18 protein-coding genes are annotated in these 21,391 nt (G+C 61.7%); 10 read left to right on the plus strand and 8 right to left on the minus strand.

The genetic code is table 11. From position 1 onward, the window contains the following. Positions 1-34 precede the first annotated feature (34 nt). Positions 35-847, plus strand: a complete 813-nt coding sequence (locus tag IDH44_RS12745) for a GTP pyrophosphokinase (RefSeq protein ID WP_190918180.1) — start codon at positions 35-37, stop codon at positions 845-847. Between the two features lie 105 nt (positions 848-952). Here IDH44_RS12745 and IDH44_RS12750 read toward each other — a convergent pair whose 3' ends face one another. Next, positions 953-1,435: a thioredoxin family protein gene (locus tag IDH44_RS12750; RefSeq protein ID WP_190918181.1), complete on the minus strand. Its 483-nt coding sequence runs from the start codon at positions 1,433-1,435 to the stop codon at positions 953-955. Between the two features lie 133 nt (positions 1,436-1,568). On the opposite strand from IDH44_RS12750, the gene IDH44_RS12755 reads away from it, so the two are divergent. Together IDH44_RS12755 and IDH44_RS12760 are read left to right on the plus strand one after the other, a co-directional pair. Further along, complete coding sequence (locus IDH44_RS12755; protein WP_190918182.1) at positions 1,569-3,146, plus strand: RsmB/NOP family class I SAM-dependent RNA methyltransferase; 1,578 nt, start codon at positions 1,569-1,571, stop codon at positions 3,144-3,146. After that, positions 3,146-3,925, plus strand: coding sequence for a pseudouridine synthase (locus IDH44_RS12760; RefSeq protein ID WP_190918183.1), 780 nt, complete (start codon positions 3,146-3,148; stop codon positions 3,923-3,925). Before IDH44_RS12755 ends, IDH44_RS12760 begins: the two co-directional genes overlap by 1 nt. A gap of 190 nt (positions 3,926-4,115) precedes the next feature. On the opposite strand, the gene IDH44_RS26555 is transcribed toward IDH44_RS12760, so the two are convergent. Continuing rightward, positions 4,116-4,217: a YjcZ family sporulation protein gene (locus IDH44_RS26555; protein ID WP_223869623.1), complete on the minus strand. Its 102-nt coding sequence runs from the start codon at positions 4,215-4,217 to the stop codon at positions 4,116-4,118. Positions 4,218-4,483: 266 nt separating this feature from the next. On the opposite strand from IDH44_RS26555, the gene IDH44_RS12765 reads away from it, so the two are divergent. The 6 genes from IDH44_RS12765 (at position 4,484) to IDH44_RS12790 (ending at position 14,963) form a co-directional block, all read left to right on the plus strand. After that, a complete protein-coding gene (locus IDH44_RS12765; protein WP_317890174.1) occupies positions 4,484-5,377 on the plus strand; it encodes an ABC transporter permease in 894 nt (297 codons plus the stop codon). A 37-nt stretch (positions 5,378-5,414) separates the two neighbouring features. Beyond that, positions 5,415-6,281, plus strand: coding sequence for a carbohydrate ABC transporter permease (locus IDH44_RS12770; protein WP_190918186.1), 867 nt, complete (start codon positions 5,415-5,417; stop codon positions 6,279-6,281). Positions 6,282-6,344: 63 nt separating this feature from the next. Beyond that, positions 6,345-7,892, plus strand: a complete 1,548-nt coding sequence (locus tag IDH44_RS12775; protein WP_190918188.1) for an extracellular solute-binding protein — start codon at positions 6,345-6,347, stop codon at positions 7,890-7,892. 152 nt (positions 7,893-8,044) lie between these two features. Beyond that, entirely contained in the window at positions 8,045-10,465 is a 2,421-nt protein-coding gene (locus tag IDH44_RS12780; protein ID WP_190918190.1) for an AraC family transcriptional regulator, read from the plus strand. Continuing rightward, positions 10,446-13,913, plus strand: a complete 3,468-nt coding sequence (locus IDH44_RS12785; protein ID WP_190918192.1) for a glycosyl hydrolase — start codon at positions 10,446-10,448, stop codon at positions 13,911-13,913. Before IDH44_RS12780 ends, IDH44_RS12785 begins: the two co-directional genes overlap by 20 nt. A 540-nt stretch (positions 13,914-14,453) precedes the next feature. Further along, positions 14,454-14,963 carry a hypothetical protein gene (locus IDH44_RS12790; RefSeq protein WP_190918194.1) on the plus strand — a complete coding sequence of 170 codons (510 nt, stop codon included), beginning with the start codon at positions 14,454-14,456 and terminating at the stop codon, positions 14,961-14,963. A 131-nt stretch (positions 14,964-15,094) separates the two neighbouring features. Here the strand turns inward: IDH44_RS12790 and IDH44_RS12795 are convergent, their stop codons facing one another. Genes IDH44_RS12795 through IDH44_RS12815 form a run of 5 tightly spaced genes read right to left on the minus strand, consistent with a single transcriptional unit; the run spans position 15,095 to position 19,263 of the window. Further along, positions 15,095-15,715 carry a response regulator transcription factor gene (locus tag IDH44_RS12795; RefSeq protein WP_317890175.1) on the minus strand — a complete coding sequence of 207 codons (621 nt, stop codon included), beginning with the start codon at positions 15,713-15,715 and terminating at the stop codon, positions 15,095-15,097. Further along, the gene (locus IDH44_RS12800) at positions 15,687-16,865 is read right to left on the minus strand and encodes a sensor histidine kinase (RefSeq protein ID WP_190918196.1); all 1,179 of its coding nucleotides are present in this window, start codon (positions 16,863-16,865) and stop codon (positions 15,687-15,689) included. Before IDH44_RS12800 ends, IDH44_RS12795 begins: the two co-directional genes overlap by 29 nt. Before the next feature lie 21 nt (positions 16,866-16,886). Further along, entirely contained in the window at positions 16,887-17,567 is a 681-nt protein-coding gene (locus IDH44_RS12805; protein ID WP_190918198.1) for an ABC transporter permease, read from the minus strand. Beyond that, on the minus strand, positions 17,564-18,295 hold the full coding sequence (locus tag IDH44_RS12810; RefSeq protein ID WP_190918200.1) for an ABC transporter permease: 732 nt from the start codon (positions 18,293-18,295) through the stop codon (positions 17,564-17,566). Before IDH44_RS12810 ends, IDH44_RS12805 begins: the two co-directional genes overlap by 4 nt. 11 nt (positions 18,296-18,306) lie before the next feature. Beyond that, positions 18,307-19,263, minus strand: coding sequence for an ABC transporter ATP-binding protein (locus tag IDH44_RS12815; protein WP_190918202.1), 957 nt, complete (start codon positions 19,261-19,263; stop codon positions 18,307-18,309). 158 nt (positions 19,264-19,421) lie between these two features. On the opposite strand from IDH44_RS12815, the gene IDH44_RS12820 reads away from it, so the two are divergent. Further along, positions 19,422-19,829: an MmcQ/YjbR family DNA-binding protein gene (locus IDH44_RS12820; RefSeq protein WP_223869624.1), complete on the plus strand. Its 408-nt coding sequence runs from the start codon at positions 19,422-19,424 to the stop codon at positions 19,827-19,829. 88 nt (positions 19,830-19,917) lie between these two features. On the opposite strand, the gene IDH44_RS12825 is transcribed toward IDH44_RS12820, so the two are convergent. Continuing rightward, a complete protein-coding gene (locus tag IDH44_RS12825) occupies positions 19,918-21,303 on the minus strand; it encodes an MFS transporter (protein WP_190918204.1) in 1,386 nt (461 codons plus the stop codon). Positions 21,304-21,391: the final 88 nt, after the last annotated feature.

The following is a 21,391-nucleotide window of genomic DNA, read 5'->3' on the forward strand; positions in this document are numbered from 1 at the left end:
GCCGCTCAGCGCGAACGAGGATGGAGGCGATCAGATGGACGGAAGAGACTGGAGTGTATTTTTGCTTCCATACGAACAGGCCGTCGAAGAGCTCAAGGTCAAATTCAAGACGATGCGCAGCGAACTGAAGGTAAGAGAATCGTACGCGCCGATCGAATTTGTAACCGGTCGCGTCAAGCGGATCTCCAGTATATTGGAAAAAGCCAAAAATTTAAATGTGCCGATGGACCGGATCGAAGTCGGCATCGAGGATATTGCCGGCATTCGCATCATGTGTCAGTTCGTCGACGATATCAGGCGGGTCGCGGAATCGATTCGCGCGCGCAAGGACCTGCTGCTCGTATACGAAAAAGACTACATTACGAATTATAAGCCGAGCGGGTACCGCAGCTATCATATGATCGTGGAGTATCCGGTGCAGACGGCAATCGGCTTCAAAAAAGTGCTGGCCGAAATTCAAATTCGCACCTTGGCGATGAATTTTTGGGCGACGATCGAGCATTCGCTCAATTACAAGTACAAGGAAAGCCTGCCCGACGATGTCCGCGCGCGCTTGCGCAAGGCGGCGGAGGCGGCCTCTCAGCTAGACGACGAGATGTCGAGCATTCGCCAGGAAATTCTGGATGCGCAGCGCGGCTTCGAAGTACGCTCGAACGTGGTGTCGAGCGTGCTCTCGGACATCCAAAAGCTGTACTTCTATCATCGGGTGCGGGAGGCCGCACAGTTTCAGCTGCGCTTCAACGAGCTCTGGGAGCGCGAAGATACGTGGGGAATCAAGCAATTGGGCAACGACTTGCAGGAAGCGATCCGGCGAGCCAAGACCGGCGGCGGCCTAGGCGGCGGCTAGCCTACTTTCTATGATTTCAAAAAAGCCCCGGCCGGGCGGAATGCGCGTGAAGCGCAATTCCAGCCCGACCGGGGCTCTTGAGTAAGGAGCTGGCCTTATCTCGGATCAGCTGGGGGTATACTTGTTGAAAAATGCGGTAAAATCGTCTTCCGAGTATCCCGATGCGGTCGAGCTGACGCCGCCGACCATGCGGTCGACCTCTTGTCCATTTTCGAAATAGGCGAGCGTCGGCGTGTATTCAATGCCGTACTTGTCGAAGTAGCTGGTGAATTCGCGGAGGTTGAACTGCTCCACCTCGACGCCCAGGGTATCGGCGAGCGGCATCAATACCGGGGTGGTCGCCTTGCAGTGCGGACAGTCCGACGCGAAGAAGTAGACGAACATGCTCTCGCCGTCCGCGACCTGTTGATCCAGCTCGTCCGGCAGAATGATGTTCTGATAATTCGGATCGTCCAGAATATCCCGCGTCGCCGGATTCAGTTCCGAGACCGGCTTGTCGTATAGCTCGTTCACATTGGAACGATTGAGAAAAAAGATCGCTCCGAATAAAATCACGATAACGCCCAAAAAGATGCCCATTTTTTTCATTGCGGTCGTCTACCCCCATTGGTTATGATGGTACGAGTAACTTACTTTTAGTAATTATACAACAAACTCGCTTGTTTGGAACCACCAGTTTTGGACGTTCCATGACATTTGCGCTACAGGAGGACGAGAGAAGGTGACAATCAGGCTGCCCGAGGCATACGTGGATCGCATGCGGCGGCTGCTCGGCCAGGAATGCGACGCCTTGCTGGACGCAATGCAAGCGCCGCGCTGGTATGGGCTGCGGGTGAATGCGCTGAAGACAACGCCGGAGCAATATGCCGAGCTGGCGCGCGAAGAATGGTCCCTGGAGCCGATCCCATGGGCAGAGGGCGGCTATTATTATGCGGCCGATGAAAGACCCGCAAAGCATCCGCATTATTATACCGGTCTCTTCTATATCCAAGAGCCGAGCGCGATGGCGCCCGGCGAGCTGCTCGATGTCGAGCCGGGGCAGCGCGTGCTGGATCTGTGCGCCGCTCCGGGCGGCAAGTCGACCCAGCTGGCCGCGAAGCTGCGGGGCGAGGGCGTGCTCGTCGTCAATGACAATGCGCGCGAGCGCACCAAGGCGCTGCGCAAAAATATCGAAAGAGCCGGCGTGCGCAATGCCATCGTGCTGAATGAGGAGCCGGCCGCGCTGGCGCCGGTATTTGCGGACTATTTCGATCGCATCCTCGTCGATGCGCCATGCTCGGGAGAGGGCATGTTCCGCAAGGACGAGGCGGCAGCGTCGCAGTGGGAAAAGCACAGTGTCATACGGTGTGCCGGGCTGCAGCGGACGATCCTGCGCGACGCCGCTGCGATGCTGGCCCCCGGCGGCCGGCTCGTCTACTCGACCTGCACCTTCGCGCCGGAGGAGAATGAAGCGCAGATCGCGGCCTTGCTTGCGGAGCGGCCCGATCTGTCAATCCTGCCGATTCCGCTGGCGCACGGCTGGCGGGCGGGCCGTCCGGATTGGGCGAGCATGGCGCGGGCGGCTGCGGGCGGCGAGGCTGTGGATGCAGAGCTGCCGCGGGCTGAGCAGGCGACGGCCGGTACGGCGCGCTTGTGGCCGCATCGCGTGCGCGGCGAGGGCCATTATGTCGCCGTGCTGGTGCGCGCTGCCGATGCGTCGGGGCTGACGCTCCATACGGAACCATCCAGCCGCACGGATGCGCCCGACCCAGCTATCCGTGCGGCTGTAGCGCCGCGAGAAGAGCGTCGCGCGGACCGCGCCAGGTCTCGTCGCGGAGACGGCAAGGCGCGCGGCGCAGCAGAGGCCGATCCGATCGCTTCCTGGCAGACCTTCGCGCGGCAAGCGCTGCGCGGCGCAGAGCACTGGCCGGGCAGACTGATCAGTCAGCACGGCCACGTGTACTTGCAGCCTGCCGGCGTGCCTTCGCTGGATGGCTTGCGCGTCGTGCGTCCGGGATGGTACCTGGGCGAGGCGGGCGCTCGACGATTCGACCCGTCGCAGCCACTGGCGATGGGTCTGCGGCGAGAGGACGCGAGAGCGGTACTGAAGCTGCAGGCGGACGAGGAGGCGACCGCACGGTATCTGAGAGGCGAGACGCTATGGCTCGGGCCGGAGCGCCTTGCCCTGGATCGAGATGGCGGGGACGGGCGCGCGCAGCGCCAAGTGCTCGTGTGCATTGACGGCTTCCCGGCGGGCTGGGGCAAATGGACGGACGGCATGCTCAAAAACGGCCTGGCGTCCGGATGGAGGTGGAGCTGATGGACAACGCGAAGCGGATGCGTCTGGACAAGCTGCTGGCGAATATGGGCTGCGGCACGCGCAGCGAGGTGAAAAAAGCGATCAAAGAAGGCAGGGTGGAGATCGACGGGGAGACCGTACGCGATGCGGGACGTCTGCTGTACCCGGACCGGGACGAAGTACGGCTCGACGGGGAGACCGTGACGTACCAGGAGACGATCTATCTGCTGATGAACAAGCCGCCGGGCGTCGTCTCTGCGACCGAGGACAAGCGCGACCGGACGGTCATTGATCTGCTCGCTCCGCCGGACCGGCTGCTCCGTCCGTTCCCGGTCGGACGTCTGGATAAAGACACCGAAGGGCTGCTGCTGCTGACCAACGACGGCAAGCTCGCGCATGAGCTGCTCTCGCCGCGCAAGCATGTCGACAAGACCTACGAGGCGCTCGTGCTGGGCGAGGTGACCGAAGAGGACGTGCGCAGCTTTGCGGCGGGCGTGGAGCTCGACGACGGTTATGTAACGCTGCCCGCAGAGCTGCGCATCGGCGAAGTCGGGGAATTGGCGCCTGCATGGGCGGGTCGAACCTGCAGCCGCATCACGCTCACGATTCGCGAAGGCAAGTTCCACCAGGTCAAGCGCATGTTCGAAGCGGTCGGGGGGCGCGTGTTGCATCTGCGGCGCGTCGCGATGGGACCGCTCGTGCTCGACCGGACAATGGCGCCCGGAACATATCGGCAGCTGCGAACGAAAGAGCTGGAGCGGCTGCTCGCCCATCGCGGCGCGGCGATGGGCGAGAAATAACGAAGGCCGGACCAGTGATGGTCCGGCCTTTGCTGCTTCAATGCGAAGCCGGCCGCCTCCGGGACGGCGCGGCCGAATGGTCGAAAGAGCGTCCAGTAGCGCGATGTGTAATGGAGCTGAAGCGCGAGCGTATGGGGAGCGGGTACGGCAAGCGGATCGCATCACCCGCCGCCGAACCGCCGCGGTTCGACTAGTACAGGAAACCGCGGGAAATGATGACGAGCAGGATGAACAGAACCAGGATCGCACCAGTCGACGTGAAGCCGCCGAATCCGCCAGCTACTCCAGACATGTGTATTCCTCCCTGAAAGATAATTCCGACTGCGGGTACGTCCCGTCAATCGGTATACAGTATAGTATGATGCCGCGGGCGCTTGGATTGGACCGGCGCCCGGGTCGCGCAAGAATGGGCTCCGGCAAAAAAAGCGAAACGTTCAAAAAAGGAGAAATAGGCGAAAATCCCGCTTCCCGTGCGGCTTTGCGGCGTCAAAAATGTCCGATTGTGCGGAAATTGCGCGTTCGCTAAGCTGGGAGTGCAAGGAAAGGGGGGAAGCGGACATGCGTGCGATCAAAAAAAACCGGTATTTGTATTTGCTTGCGTTGCCGGGCATTCTTTATTTTGTCATCTTCAAGTATTTCCCGATGTGGGGCATCGTGCTCTCCTTCCAGAACTACTCGCCGTACACGGGGCTGTGGGGGAGCGAGTGGGTCGGGCTCGATCATTTCCGGCGCTTCTTTTCGAATCCGGATTTCTGGCTGTTGTTTCGCAACACGATGGCGATTAATTTGTTGAATCTGACGTTCTTTTTCCCGTTGCCGATCGTGCTGTCGCTCATGCTCAACGAGCTGCGCAGCGAAATGTACAAGCGCGTGCTGCAGTCGATCCTGTATTTGCCGCATTTCTTGTCATGGGTCATCATCTTCAGCCTGACCTTCCTGATGTTCTCGCAATCCGAGGGCATCGTCAACAAGCTGCTGATCGCATGGGGGATGGAACCTTATCCCTTCCTGACCGATGCCGGCATTTTCTGGGGCATGCTGACGGGTCAGTCGATCTGGAAGGAGGCCGGCTGGGGCACGATCCTGTTCCTTGCCGCGATTGCCGGGGTCGACCTGCAGCAATATGAGGCCGCCAAAATCGACGGCGCGGGCCGATTCCAGCAGATGTGGCATATTACGCTTCCCGCCATACGCTCGGTCATCGTGATCCTGTTCATTCTGCGGCTCGGCGACATCATGGAGGTCGGCTTCGAGCAGGTGTTCCTGATGTACAACGGCGCCGTCTCCAACGTGGCGGAGGTGTTCGACACGTACGTGTATCGGGTCGGCATCCAGCAGGGGCAGTTCAGCTACAGCACCGCAGCCGGCTTGTTCAAGTCGCTCGTCGGTCTTGTGATGGTCGTCGCGGCCAATCGGCTGGCCAAACGCTTCGGCGAGGAAGGCATCTATTGATGGGCGCGCGGCAGCTTGACAGAAGGAGGGATTCGCGATGAAAGGAAGTGTTGGAGACCGCACCTTTCAGGCCGTTAACGGGCTGCTTCTGGCTCTGATCGCCCTGGTCACCATTTTCCCCATTTATTATGTCGTCGTCGTTTCGTTTACCGCGCCGAGCGAATACTTGCGTAAGGACCTTGTGCTATTTCCGGAGCAGTGGTCGCTGGAGTCGTACCGGTATCTGCTGTCCTCGGCGGCATTTCCGAGAGCGCTCGGCGTCAGTGCATTTCTGGCGGTCGTCGGCACGGCCTGCTCGCTCGTCATTACCTCATCGCTGGCCTATGCGCTGTCGCGCAAGCGGATGGAAGGGCGACGGTTCATTTTGCTGATGATTTTATTCACGATTCTGTTCAGTCCCGGCATCATTCCGAATTATATTCTGATCCGGGAGCTGCATCTGCTGAACAGCCTGTGGGCCGTCATCCTCGTTTCGCTGACGACCGGTTGGTTCGTGATTCTGATGAAGGGCTTTTTCGACAGCATTCCCGAGAGCCTGGACGAGGCGGCCGCAATTGACGGCTGCAACGACATCTCTACCTTTTTTCGGATCGTGCTGCCGTTATCGATGCCGGCGATTGCCGCCTTCGGCTTGTTCTTCGCCGTCTCGTACTGGAATCAATATTTCAATGCCATGCTCTATCTGAACGCGCCGGACAAATGGCCAATTCAGGTGCTGCTGCAAAACATGCTGGTCGACGCGTCCGGGAGTGCGCTTGCCTCCGAGACGATGCGTCAGCCGCCGCCGTCGGAAACGCTCAAAATGGCTGCTGTCGTCATTGCCATTGTGCCGATTATGCTGGTCTATCCGTTTTTGCAAAAGCATTTTGCAAAGGGCGCGATGGTAGGTTCCGTCAAGGGTTGATACCGCAACAATGCGCGCTCATCAAACATCATGCGTCTATTCCGTTCAAAGGGGGAAATCGAAATGAAAAAGCAACAACAACGTACAATGTGGGCCGTCTCCGCCACGCTCGTCGGCACGCTGGTGCTGAGCGCCTGCGGGGGGAACGAGGGCAATGCAGGCTCCAACGGCGAAGCCGGAGCGAATGAGGCCGATGGACCGACCGCGATTAGCGTCATGTCCCATTTTTTCACGCCGACGCCGCCGGCCAAGGATAATCCGGTCGAGCAGCGAATCGAGGAGCTGACGAATAGCGAGCTGGACATTCAGTGGGTGTCGGCCAACAACTATACCGAGAAGCTGAACGTCGCCCTCGCCTCGGGCGAGCTGCCGGATCTGGTGTTCATCAACGATCCGTTCACACCGACCTTCCGCACTGCGGTCAGCCAAGGCGCATTCTGGGATCTGAAGCCGTTCATCGACGATTATCCGAATCTGAAGGCGACGCTCACCGACACCGCATGGGAGCTGACGACGATGAACGACGGCAACTATGGCATTCCGCGCCCGCGCCCGTCCGAGGCAGACAGCTTCTTCATCGTCCGCCAGGACTGGCTGGACCAGCTCGGTCTAGAGCAGCCCAGGACGGCCGACGAACTGTACGAGGTCATGAAAGCGTTCAAGACGCAGGATCCGGACGGCAACGGCAAGGCCGACACGATCGGGTACGCCGGCTACCTGAATCCGACCGATATGGGCAGCATGGGATTGTTCGAGGCGATCTTCACCGGGGCGACCGGCACGGCCGGCGGCTCCGTCCTGTGGAAGGACGTCGACGGCGAGCTCGTATTCACAGCGCTGCTGCCCGAGATGCGCGAGGCGCTCGCCTACATGGCGAAGGGCTATCAGGAGGGCTTGTTCCCGGCCGATCTGGCATCCATGAAGGTCAGTCAGGTCAGGGAGCTGTTCCAAGCCGGAGGAGCCGGTCTGATCGCGGAAAAGTCCGGCGCCTTCGAGACGTATACGAAGCCGATGCAGGAGCTGTTCCCGGAGCTGGTCATGACCGATCTCGTGCCGCTCGTAGAGGTCAACGGCTACAATCCGAAAGGGGCCGGCTTCTCGGGCATGAACGCGATCCCCAAGACCGTGTCCGAGGAGAAGGTGCGCGAGATCCTGGACGTGTATGACACCTGGGTCACCGACGAGGTATTCAAGCTGCATAGCGAAGGCATCGAGGGCGTGCATCACACCGTCGAGAACGGAGAGGTCGTCCTGGACGCGGACAAAATCCAGGCGGACGGCATCTCCAGCTACAATCAGATCGTCTACGTCGCCGATCCGTACGATAGCAGCTCCAAGGAATGGTTCCCCGAGGACGCGCAAGCGCTGTATCGCGACATACAGGATCAGAAGGAAGCGACCAGCGTAGCGGATGTCAGCATCGGACTCTATTCGGAAACGGCGCAGACGTACCAGCCGGAGCTGCTGAAGGAGCTGCAGGATATCAAGACCAAAATCATTCTCGGCACTGAGCCGATCGACGCGTGGGACGCGTATATCGAAAAGCTGCAAAGCAATGCCAACTTCGTCAAGCTGGCGGAGGAAATGAACGCGGCGTATCAAGCGCGTTAGTTCCTGCGATGCGTCGAGAGCGTGCCGCCCGGCGCGCCTTCGACTGGCCGTGAAACAGACGGCGTTGCCCGGGAGCGCCGCTGTTGCGCAGCAGGTGAATTGTGATACGATGAAGGCATTCAGGCCAAGGCCGGCAAGGGGGAAGCAATCGCATGCGTGGCAAATGGAAATCGATATGGAACGGCATCGGCGCCACGATGCAGAGCCATTACCGCAAGAGCCTGATCACGGTACTGTTGCTGTCGAGTCTTCCCGGCATGGCGATCGGCCTGTTCGTCTACTGGGTAATCGAATCGCAAATCGAGCAGGAGCTGCAGCTGATTCATCGCAATCAGCTTGAACAGGCGGCCGAAAACATCGACAATCAATTTTCCAACATCGAAATGTTTTTGTCCCACTGGGCGTATGACGCCAATTTCAATGAGAGCCTGACGCAGCTCGATCTGGCATATGGCTATGAGCAGGTGCACGAAATCTACCGCACGCTGCTGTCGATGGAAGGCTCCAACCCGCTCTTCGAGCGGGTGGAGCTATTCGTCAATACGCCGCAGCCGCTCGTGCTGACAGAGAGCGGCTACAAGCAGCTCGTCTCCGAGCAGGAGATCAATATGTATGAAGGGCTGCTGACCAATTTGCGGCCGCTCCAGTGGTCCGACTCGTTCGCAGGTGTAAGCGGATACGGCGCATCGCGGCCGCATACGCTGAGCATCGTGCACAAGCTCTCCGGCACGCGCAATGTCGGGCGCGCGCCCTACGGCGCGCTGATCGTCTATCTGGACCGGGAGCGGGTGCTCGATCAGGTCAAGACGTTGACGCCGTACAATCAAGGCACGACGTTCCTGTTCGCCGACACCGGCGAATTTTTGCTCACCGCCACCCCGGACAACCGGCCGTCGGAGCTGGACCGGCTCATTTATGCCGAGATGGCCGAGCACGACGAGCAGGCTTCGACTTTTCTGTACGAGCGCGAAGGGAGCGGCGCCTCGACGTATTCCGTCACCTACGGCCAGTTCAGGCGGTTGGGCTCGCTCTGGTATTATGTGTCGGCGGCGCCGATCTCCTCGATCACGGCGCCGGTCGTCTTCGTCTCGCGGCTGATCATCGCCATGAATCTCGGCGTGCTGCTGGTGGCGGGCCTGCTCGCCTGGCTGGCCTCGCGACGGCTCTATTCGCCGATCGCCCGGCTCGTGCAGCGCGTGCAGCCGCCGCGCCGGGAGAGCGAACGCGCGTCGCGCAACGAATTCGAGCTGATCGAGTCCCGGTGGAACGACCTCTCGCGCGAGAGCACCATTTTGCAGCGACGGCTCGATCAGCATTTGCCGCAGCTGCGCGAGGGCTTTTTGATGCAGCTGCTGCAGGGATACTTGTATTCCTTCACCGAGCAGGAGCTGGCCGAGCGAATGGTGCAGTTCGGATGGGAGGTGCAGGGGAGCCGCTATCGCATTATGATGGTGCGTCTGACCGGCTTCCAGCAGCTTGAGGGCCGCTTCTCCGAAGGCGACGAAGGGCTCGTCTCGTTCGCGGCGGCGAATATTGTGCGGGAGCTGACGGATGAGAGCGAGCTGGAAGCCGATGTCATCAATTTTCACGATCTGACGTTCGGCGTGCTGCTCGTACTGCCCGGACAGTGGAGTGCGCAGCGGGAGGAAGAGGAGCTCGGCCGGCTCAGCGCGGAGACGATGGCCTGCATCGGCAAGCTGCTCCGTCTGCATACGACGATCGCGCTCAGCCGCAGCGGCCAAGCGCTCAAGGCGATCGCGGCGCTCTACGAAGAGACGCGGCTCGCCCTGGGGCTGCGCGATCTGCAGGAGGAAGGGCAGATCATCGACCTGGCGCGCGGCGCCAGTCCGGCGGACCGGAGCGGCGGCGGGGGGTATCCGTTCGATCTGGAGAAGGAAATGGTGTATGCGCTGCGGCTCGGCAGCGAGGACGAGGCGGTCCGCTTGATCGACGCCTTCGTGGCGCAGCTGCGCCAGACGGAATCAAGCGAGGCCGACGTCAAGCAGAGCATGCTGACGCTGCTCGGTGCCATCCTGCACGTCGTGCTCCAGTCGGGGATCCGCGTGCAGCAGCTCTACGAGGGCGCCAATCTGTACGAGCAGCTCTCCGGACTGAGCGAGCCTGAGCAGATGGCGGAGTGGATGCGGCAGCGCGTCGTGCAGCCCTTCGTGCGGCAGTGGTCCGCGCAGAAGGATCGGCAGTTGAAGGAGGCGGTCGAGCAAGCGGTCATTGTGCTCGGCGAGCGCTACCAGGAGGATATCTCGCTCGAATATTGCGCTGATCGGGTCGGGATGCATCCGTCGGCGTTCAGCAAGGCATTCAAGCGCATGACCGGCTTGAATTTCATCGATTATGTCACGCAGCTGCGTCTGGAGCAGGCCCGCCTGATGCTGCGCGACACCGACGCCAAGATCAGCGAGGTCGCCGAGGAGGTCGGCTATCAGCACAGCTACTTCAATCGCTTGTTCAAAAAGCACGAGGGCGTCACCCCGAGCCAGTACCGGCAGCGCAGCCGGGAAGCGCGCGGCGGCGCCGAGCAAGGAGAGGGAGAGGATGACGATGGGAACGCATGACGACTGGAAGCAGGGCATGAAGGAACCCGAGGCCGGCTGGCGCATTCAGCCGTTCTGGTTCTGGAACGGGGAGCTGGACGACGAGGAGATTGTGCGCCAGATCGGGGAGATGGCCGCGCAGGGCGTCGGCGGATTTTTCGTCTGCGCGCGACAGGGCATGGACGTGCCCTATCTGTCCCAAGCCTGGTTCGCCAAGGTCAAGGTGGCCGTGGAAGCGGCCAAGGAGCTGGGCCTGGAGGTGTGGCTCTACGACGAATATCCGTATCCGAGCGGCATCGCAGGCGGCGAGGTCACGCTGGCGCACCCGGAGGCGAAGCATTACAGCCTCGAGCATGAAGGCTTTGCGGCGGAGGGCGGGCGACCGTGCACGCGCGTGTTGCCCTGGGCCCGCGTGCTGTCTGCGCGGGCAATTCCGGCGCCGCGGCCCGGCGAGACGCGGGACTGGTCGGCGGCGATCGACCTGCGCGCCTTTATCGGCAACGACCAGGTGCAGCCGGTCTATCAGAAGACGGGCCTGACGGCGTATAATCAGAAGCGCTTCTTCACCTATGAGACGAAGAAAAAGCTGCAGTGGACGCCGCCGGCGGGCGACTGGGAAATTCACATCTTTTTGGAGCAGGAAATCGACGACTTCAAATATTACGGCACCTTCGTCGATCCGTGCAACAAGCAGGCGATGCAGACGTTCATCGCGCTGACGCACGAGCGCTATGCGGCGGAGCTGGGCGAATTTTTCGGCGACCCGATCAAGGGCATGTTCACCGACGAGATCGGCCTGCTCGGACGCATCCCGTGGTCGCCGCAGCTGCCGGCCGCCTTCGAGGCCCGCAACGGATACCGTCTGACCGAATGTCTGCATGCGCTTCAGGAGGACAGCGATCCGATGACCGCGCGCGTGCGGTACGATTATTTCCAGACGCTGCACGAGCTGCTGCGCGCCTCGTATCACGAGCCGGTCGCGCGCTGGTGCGAGGCGCACGGCCTGGCGTATGTGAGCGAGGTGCCGGCGCTGCGCATGACGACGCAGCGCTTCAGCCATGTCCCCGCCGGCGACAGCGCGCACGAGAAGATCGGTCGCTCGCTGGATTGGATTCTGAATCGCTATACGACGAATTTCAGGGCCAATCCCAAAATGGTCAGCTCGCTGGCCAGGCAGCACAGCCGCAGCCGCGCCCTGATTGAGTGCTTCCATAGCGTGGGCTGGTCGATGACGCTCCAGGACGCCAAGTGGATGATTGACCGCATGGCGGCGATGGGCATCAATTTCTTTAATTTCCACGCCTTTTTCTATACGCTCGACGGCATCACCAAGCACGATGCGCCGCCGTCGCAATTCGACCAGAATCCGTATTGGCGCCACTTCCGGCTGCTCGGCGATTATACGGGCCGCATCGCCAAGCTGATGGGCAGCGGACAGCCGCTGCGGCGCACGGCGCTGCTCGACCCGACGACCTCGTATTGGACGCTGCTCGGCAATCCGCTGCACGCCTTCCAGTACTTCGGCCGCGACCCGCAGGAGCAGGAGCGTCTGGAGACGCTCAAGGCACACTGGCTGGAGCTGAGCAAGGCGCTGCTGCTGCAGGGCACGGATTACGATCATCTCGATCCGGAGGTGCTGGCCCTCGCGGAAACGGAGCATGGCGTCCTGCACATCGGCGATGCGCGCTACGACACCGTCGTGCTGCCGCCGCTGCTCAATCTGGAGGGGGCGGCATGGGCGGCGCTTCGCCGCTTCATCGCCGGCGGCGGCCAAGTGATCGCCAGCGGCCTGCTGCCAAGCCGGCATATCGAGGCCGGAAGCGACGTTCCCGTGGAAGTCGCCGCCGCCTTCGGGCTCGACACGGACGAAGCGGCCATCCTGGCGAGAGAACGCGCCTTCTGGTCGGGCGAGGACGCCGCGCAGGTCGCTCATCCGGCAACGGGAAGCGCTCCGCTGTGGCTGCCGGCAGCGGCGGGCGACGCTGCGAGCGCGGCGCAGCGGGCCGCCGCGCTGCTGCTGCGGATTGCCGCGCCGCCTGTGCGCGTAGCTTGCACGGACGGCGGAGACGACACGCTGCTGCAGCAGCAGCGGCAGCTCGAGGACGGCACGCTGGCGGTATTCGTGACGCATCAGGAGGACGGCCGCCGCGAGGCCGAGCTGATCCTGAAGCCGGGAGCGCTGCTCGGCGGCGAGCCGCCGCAGACGAACCGGTTGTCTGATTCGTTGCCAGAGGCAGGCGGGGTACAGGCGGCATGCGACGACGCGAATGCGGCACCGCTAAGCGTGATCGTCAGCGAGCTGGATCTGACGAGCGGCGACGTGCGGGAGCTGGTTCGCCTGGCGCCCGCCGCGTTGACCGGGGCTGCGCGCCTTCCGCTGACGCTGGCGCCGTACGAGGCGCGGCTGTTGCTGATTCGCGCCGTCGCAGGCGATGCGGCGGCGGGCGGCGAGCCGATGCAGGAGGGAGGGGCGCATTCGGGCGTTGACGAGGCAGACGGGCCAGCGGCCTCCGGAGCGGCAAGCAATGGCTCGCAGAGCACGGAGCCGTATGCCTTGCAAGTGGATGCCGCGGCCGAGTGGGAGCTGGAGCTCGGTCGCGACAATGCGCTCCGGCTGGACCGCTTTGCGCTCATGCTGGAGCCGGGGCGTACGGAAGCCGAGGCGGTGACGGTCGATGTCAAGACCTTTGTCGATCAGTGCGCCGACCTGGCGCAGTCGCAGCGGCTGCCGGTCGCATTCACGCAGACGTTCGGCACGCCGATGCGCGCTGCGCTTGATCTTCCCCTGTCTGTGCTGTACGAGACGGTCTTTACGGTCGAGACGCTGCCCGAATCGTGCAGGCTGCTTCTGGACCGCGGCGCGATCGCCGGGGCGCATACGCTGCTGATCAACGGACACGAGCTGGCCGCGGCCGACTTTGCCCCTTGGCGCTACTACGACAATAGCAATATCGCCTGCGACATCGTGCCGCTGCTGCGGCTCGGGGACAATCGGATTGCCGTCCATGTGGAGATTGCGCAGGACTGGCATGGCGTGACCGATGCGCTCTATCTGGTCGGTCCATTCGGCGTCGCGTGGGACAAGGGGGGCGTGCCCGTGCTGACGGAGCAGCCGCGCACGGCCCAATTGAGCGCCGCGCCCTATGCCGGCTTGCCCCACTATGCCGGCGAGCTGACGCTGCGCCGCGAGCTCGAGTTGAACGATCTTCCCGGACAATCGCATTTTCAGGTGGCCTTCGACGGCTGGGACGCTACGTTCCATGACTGTCTGGAGTTGCTCGTCAACGGCCAGTCGTTGGGCGTGCGGGCGTGGTCGCCGTATGTATGGCAGGGCAGCACGGCACTGCTGCGGCAAGGGACCAACCGCATCGAAGCCAAGGTGACGACCACGTTGATCGGGCTGCTGGAGGGACGCTATTTTGACAAGCGGGAGCATGCGTTGAAGTCCGCTGCGCAAGCGCGACGATGAAATCTTCTGACGGCGGCCGGACGACCACATAAAATGACGAACGAAATGGGCCAGGTCGCAATTGCGACCTGGCCGTTTGGCGTCAAATGCAACATAACCTGATGGCGATTGGAACCGTTCCTAGCCTCCATCCATTCGCCAACGAACCTAACGGTTGCCACAGCGGTTAATGAGCCAAAAAAAGTGCCGATTGAATTGTAACGGTTGCCACAGGTCTTATTTTCGTGAAATCAATCAAAAAAACGCGATCGAGGCCAAATAAGCGCTGTGGCAACCGCTAGACTAGAAATCACCTGAAAGCGACCGAAATAAGCACGATGGCAACCGTTACGTTAGTAGAGTCCGTTTGCCTACGGGATGGCGAAGGTTCAGACGAACAAAGGGGCGTGTTTCGTTGGTGCCTGACGATGGTGAGCGCAGCTACCGATACCGCCGTATACTCTGTCTTTGGTTATTTCGTGAAGGATTCTTGGCTTTGAATCCCCGTTATTTTCCTGTAAGATGTTGAACAAACGATACGACATTGGGAGGGATGCCAGTATGCGCAGGCGAGGCAGCACGCTGCTGGGAAGTTTAATGCTTGTGTTGGTGGCCGGATGCGCGGAAGAAACACGCACCGACACCATATTTCAGGCGGCGGGGGAGAGCTGGGAGGCGACGGTGTACGGGGCGGTCGTAGCCGAAGACAAGCTGGACTATTTTTCAATCGAATACACGTATTTGGGCGAGCCGGATGACCTGGAACGCTTCGATCGCATCGTGTTCGCCCAGGGCACGAGCCTCGGCACGCAGGTCGTGAATCTGTACGATCCAACCTACAAAAAGCGCCGCATCGAGGAAGGCAGATACGACGTCGCCAATGAAGATGAAAACGGAATCCTCGTGGAGGATATTCGCAACAAGGAGCTGCCGACCTTCGTGATCGACTACCGCCTGCAGGAGTCGGGCGAGATGAACACGCTCGATTATATCGAAATGGGCGATGTGTCGCTTCAGCTCGTCTGGGAGGCGGAGGGCGAGCGCTATGAGGATACGATCCGCGGGCAATGAGTAGTGAGATGATAACCGGGAAATAAGCGGGGCTTGAGCTTGCGCTTATTTCCCGGGGAACCGCATATTCCGAGGGTTGCGCTCCTGATTCGACGATCGGTGTCGAATCGTCTTTCAACTGCTGGGCGCTGCTAGCTCCTTTCGCGCCAATATCGAATGGCCAACTGGGTGCGGTCGCGCAGTTCCAGCTTGTCCAGAATGACCGTGAGCGCGTTGCGCACGGTGCCTTCGCCGATGTATAGCGCAGCCGCAATTTCACGATTCGAGCAGCCCTCGGCGATGAGCCGCATGATCTCCAGCTCGCGCGGCGTCAGCATGTCCGGAGGCGGAGGCGGCGCACGACGCGGCAGCAGCTGCTCCAGCACCTGCCGATCGAGCACGCTCGCGCCGGCGAGCATGGCGCGCAGCTGTCGCGCGAGATGCGGCGTTTGGGCAGACTTGAGCATATAGCCGTCGGCTCCGGCCTGCAACGCCTCATCGATGCTCGGCCGATCGCGGAATGTCGTCAGCATCATGATCTTGATATGGGGCCAGTCACGCTTGATCCGGCTTGCCGCGCGGATGCCGTCCATGCCCGGCATGCGGATGTCCATCAGTACGGCGTCCGGCTGCTCGCTGCGGCAGACCTCTACCGCAGCGGCGCCGTCCGCCGCAGTCGCGATGATCGCGATGTCCGGCTCGCGCCCGAGCAGCACCTGGAGGCTGCGGCAGACGAGCGGATCGTCATCGACGATCAGTATGCGCATGCTCATCGTCTGTCTCCTTTTCTTGGCTGACCTGCTCCGGCAGAGGAAGCACGCAGACGAGCAGGAAGCCGGCTTCGTTCGCGCGTACTGACACATGGCCGCCTACAGCGCGTGCGCGCTGCCGCAAATTGCGCAGTCCGATGCCGGGGGCATGTGCGGCTCCCGATGACACGCGGTGCGGTGACTGCACGTCATTATGGACCTGCAGCCGTACGATCTGCGGTCCGACCTCGAGAGCAGCCTCCACACGCCTCGCATCGGCATGGCGCAGCACATTGGTCAGCGCTTCCTTGACCGCCGGCTCCAGGACGCTCCAGAAGTGCGGAGGCAGACGGCCGGTGTCGCCGTCGACTCGGAGTACGATCGGACAAGCCTCAAAGGTGTCGCAGATCTCATGCAGGCGCTCCAGGCCGTAAGCGGCGATCGGGCGCATCGCATGCACCGTGCTGCGCAAGGCGCCCATGCCATCCTCCAGTCGGCGCAGCGCTTCGTCGAACCATACCGCAGCATCCGCGTCCCCGGACTTGCGCAGCTCGGCATAGGCTCGGAAGGCCAGCGCCGCAGCGGTCAGGTCGTGACCGGCATGGTCGTGCAGCTCGGACGCGATGCGGCTGCGCTCCGCCAGCTCGGCTGTGCGGGCGCTATGCGCTCCGGCCAATAGCAGCTCGCCGCGCAGCTCCTCGAGACTCAGGCGTTCGTAGCGTTCGCTATCGGCTTCCGAGCGATAGCGACGCGCATCGCGCCCCCAGCCGCGCAACAGGGCTCCCGCATATGCGCATGCCGCACAGAGCGCGCCGACTGCGAGGAGCAGCTCTACGGCGGGATCGCCTATCATCGGGCGCAGCGGGGGCAGGAACGGAAGTGCCAGCGGCATCAACAGCAGCGGTCTGCCGGCACGCAGCGCTTCGAAGGCCGGCAGCGTCAGGCCAATCAGCGCTCCGGGCCATACAGATGCGCAGAGGAAGCATGCGGCATAATCAATGACCGCGAGCCACGGAGGGCAGGCCAATCGTTGCCGGGCCGCCGCCGCGACGGCGAGCACGAGCAGCAGCGCCGCCCAGATCGGCGGCGCCTCCAAGGCCGGCCCGCATGCCGCGAGCAGCAGCAGCGAGCCGCCGCGGCCAACGGCGGTGGCTCGCTGCGGTGACCAGCGCATAGGATGTGGCGTCATCTCTCGTTAATTCAACCTCCTTCGGCTGCCCAGCAGCAGCCCCGCCGCCGCGAACAGCAGCAGCATGCCGATGGCGGCGAGCAGGGCGCTGTGGTCTCCGGCGGCGACGGTACGATACCCCTCGCCGAGCCAGTAAGTCGGGATCAGCCAAGCTGTACGCTGAAGGGCGGCAGGCAGTGCCTGCACGGGCCAGAGCAGTCCGCCCAGCATCATAGCCAGCATGCAGAGACTGAACAGAATCAGCGCCGACGTCTCCCGGTTGCGGAATAAGGAACACCATGCCAGCACCAGCGCGAGCGCGGCGAGTGCAAACGCGGCATAAACCGCCAGCAGCGGCCATGGCTGCACCGGGTCCCTATATCGTAGCATACCCGCGCCGACAAATGCGCCGATCTGAAGCCCAAGCAATGCGCCGTACGCCAGCATATGCTCGGCAAGATAGCGAAGATGGCTGATCGGCGATGATGCGACGCGCAGCAGCACGCCGCTGGTACGCTCCACCAGCAGCAGCGCAGGCAACCGGGCGGCCAGCAGCAAAAGGAGCAAACCGTAATAATGCCAAGCCGGCAAGAGCGGCTCCCAGCCGCGCTGCGCGGGAAGCAGCAGCAAGCCGAACGGCAGCGCGAGCAGGAGAAGCGTCGCCCTGCTGCGCAGCATTCGCTTGAGCGCGTATCGAAACACGGTCATCCGAGCTTCCTCCTTCCGGCAGCGGCCGCTAACGGAAGCAGCAGAGCGCTAGCGGTGAACAACAGCCCGACGCTCAGCAGCGGCAGCAACCGGTCGTTGCCGTATAGCATGCCAAACACGGCGTTCTGGCCCAGCGAGAGCGGATTGCCATAGCGCCCGAAAAATTCGAACAGGGGCGTGTCCGGCATCGGCAGCGCGAACCCTGCGAGGAGCATCGAGCCAATGCCGTACACTTCCGATAGGCGTTCGGCCAGCTTGGCGCTGCGCAAGCTGAGGATCAGGACCAGTCCGACCAACTGCGACAAGAATGAGACGGCAGCTAGGACGACGACCAGCCAAGCATAGTTGCCCCAATTTACACCGAACATCAATTGGGTGAAAATCGCCATCGCCAAGCCTTGCAGCATTGTGAAAACCGTACTGCCGAGCAGCAGCGCCATCCCGTACCGATCAATTCGCAGCGGCAGAGCGTGCAGTCTCCATTTGCGCGCATCGAGCAGGTCCGACTTGAAGAATTCCATCGTATACGCGCCGCCGAAGAGCTGGAATCCAAGCACCATGCTGACGGCGAGATAATCCATGCCGGGCAGGCTCGTGTCGCCGTATCGCTCGATCTGCAAGTAGTCCGAGACCGTGCCGATGACGGCGATGAGCACAAGCGGCACACCGACCAGCAGGAGCAGCGCCAGGTAGCTGCGTGCCATTCGCAACAGAGCATAGCGCATCATCCCCGCAACACTCATTCCGCTTCACCTCCGTCGCCGTCGCGCAGCTGTTTGCCGGTCAGCGTGAGGAAGATGTCCTCCAGCGTCGGCTTGTCGGCATTCACATAGCGGACTCCGCCGCCGTATGTGCGAGCAGCGGCCAGCAATGGCTCAAGGACGTCTGCGCCCGGACGAATCGAGACGAGCAGACGACGGCCTTCTTGCTTCACCTGCTTGACGCCCCCGATCGCTTGCAGTTGCTCGATCAATTGCTCCGTTGGTTCGGATACTTCCATTTGCAGCTTTTCCTCCAGCTGAATGCGTGCAATCAGTTCGTCGACCGTCCCATTCGCGATCGCGTGGCCGTCGTCCATAATCACGATGCGCGAGGCGAGCGCTTGCACTTCTTCCATATAATGCGTCGTGTACAAGACGGTCGTGCCCTGTCGGTTCAGCTCGCGTACCGTATCCAGGATGTAGCTCCTGGACTGGGGATCGATACCGACCGTCGGCTCGTCCATGATCAGCAGACGCGGCTCATGGACGAGTGCGGCCGCGATATTGAGACGACGCTGCATCCCGCCGGAAAATTTGCCGGGAAACTGGTCCGCGCGCTCCTCCAGCCCGACCAGTTGCAGCGTGCGCTCGACGCGCTTTTGCAGCGCCTTCCCTTTGAGCCCGTAGATTCCGCCGAAAAAGGCAAGGTTCTCGCGCGCGGTCAAGTCGTAAAATAACGTGAGCTCTTGCGTGACAAGTCCGAAATGCCGCTTTGGCTCCAGCTTGCCCGGCCGCATCGCATGTCCGAAAAGCTCGATCGTTCCGGAATCGACCGCGATCAATCCGGTCAAGGCGTGAATCAGCGTCGTTTTGCCGGCGCCGTTCGGTCCGAGCAGCCCGAGAATTTCGCCGGCTCGGATATCCAGCTCCATGTGGTCGAGTGCCATTAAATCGCCGTAGCGCTTCACCAGGCGTTCCAAGCGTACCAGATTCATTGTCCAATCCTCCGATTCAGAATATAGTTCTCATTATCGGCGAATCCGAGCTGCTGCGACAGTTACATTTGTCATGAAATGCGAGGGCAGGTTTCCTAAAGGATTGCGGTATGCTACGCTACAGGTAGGGTTCACGCTGAAACGGAGGAGGCAGACAATTGTCGGAAGAAAATCTGAGGGATACAGCTGCGAAGGAGTGGCCGGAGCGAATTCGCGCATTTGCTTTGTCACTGCCTGGCGTCAGCGAGCGCATCAGCCACGGCATGCCGACTTATTTTGTGCACGGCAAAAAATCGATTGCGCAATATCGCAATAATCATCACGGGGACGGCATTGTCGGGCTGTGCTGCGCGGCGCCGCCGGGGGTGCAGCAATTGCTCCTGGAGACCGGCGAGGACACTTATTACCTTCCGGCGTATGTCGGCCATCTGGGGTGGATCGGGGTCCGGCTTGATCGCAGCGTGACGTGGGAGGAAGTGGCCGGGCTCATCCGGGAGGCGTATATGACGCGCGCTTCGATCAAGCTTAAGGCGGAGCTGGAAGGACAGGAGCGCACGAAGACCTGAATCTCCGATCCTGACCAATGCCGGCACGCCGGACGTTGGTCAGGATCGGGCGAAGCAAGGCCTGTATGCCGTCTAGCAAGGACCGACGCTACTGAGACTGAGCCGATCTGCGACTGCTCGCGATGTACAGCAGCGAGCAGACCAGCGTGACAAGGCCGACGGCCGCAGTACCCCAGAAAAGATTGGCATGCGCTACCTGCAGCGGCAGCTCGCGCTGGAGGGCAAGGGCGCTGCCGCAGAGCGCGACGCTGAAGGCCCCGCTGAAAAACTGCAGCAGCTGAAAGAGTCCCATCCCCGCTCCGATCTGCCGCGCGGACAGAATGCGCGACATCTCGTTGGATACGCTGGCATTGAGCGCGGTGAAGCCGAGAATCATCAGCATGAACACGACGAGTACGGCATAATAGGAAACGCCGCCCAGCAACGCGAACAATACGCCGGCTGCGAGCAGCGGCCAGGGGGCCCAGCGCAGCAGCGGCCGATTGCCGTGCCGGTCGATGGTGCGGCCGATCCGGCCCGAGGCCAACATCGACAGTAGTGCCCCCGGGAACAGGATCAAGCCGGCCTGCAACGGCTCCAGCCCGTACTGGTGCGTCAGCACCTGCGGAAGCAGGTACATCGTGGCAAAATTGATCACATACGCAAAAATACCGAGCCCGATGAGGAGCATGTAGGCGCGATTGCGCAGCAAGTCCGGCTGCACGAACGGCTCGGCAGTGCGGGTAATGCGCAGCCAGAACAAGGCCAGCCCGAGCAAGCCGGCCCCTAAAGCCGGAACGAGCTGATTGCTCAAAAAAAGCAGCAGTCCGGTCGTGCCGATTGCCAGCAGCAATCCGCCCTGCCAATCGAAGGAACCGGGCGCCGCAGGCTCGGCCGGCAGCTGCCGATACAGAATCGGGAGGATGAGCAGGGCAACGCCGGTGACGAGAAACAAGGCATTCCAGCCGAACACCTGCGTAATGAAGCCGCCGGCAACCGGACCCAGTCCGAGCCCGAGCGAGGCGGCAGCCATAATCAAGGACATTGACTTGCCGCGCTGCTCCTGAGGGACGTGGCGCGCAATCAGGACGAGCGAGAGGCTGACCGCCGAACCTGCGCCGCTAGCCTGGACGAGGCGAGAGACAAGCAGCAGCGCGTAGTTGTGACTGAGCCATCCGGCGATCGAAGCGCCGCCCAGGCAGAGCAGTCCGATCAGCAGCAACCTGCGAATGGGCAAAAAGTCGGAGAGCCGGCTGTACGTAATCGACGAAATCGCAAACACAGTCGAGTAGCCGGTCACAATCCAGGAGGCAGCTGCGGCGCCGAGCTGGAATTGCTCGGATACGCGCGGCAGCGCAAGGTTGAACATCATCGTATTCATGACGACCAGCACGACTACCGTTCCGAGCAACGGGATGACGATTCGCGGGTTGAATACCGGGGCAATCGAGGCGCTTTGCGCCGATAATGCGGCCGATTGGCTGTTAGCTTGCATCGTATACGCCAACTTTCATAGTTCTATAATTATCGAACAAATAAAAATATAGCACGCCTTGTGGTATAATGCAATCGATAGCAAGTGG

This window comes from Paenibacillus sabuli, from assembly GCF_014705605.1.
GTDB lineage: Bacteria > Bacillota > Bacilli > Paenibacillales > Paenibacillaceae > Paenibacillus_D > Paenibacillus_D sabuli.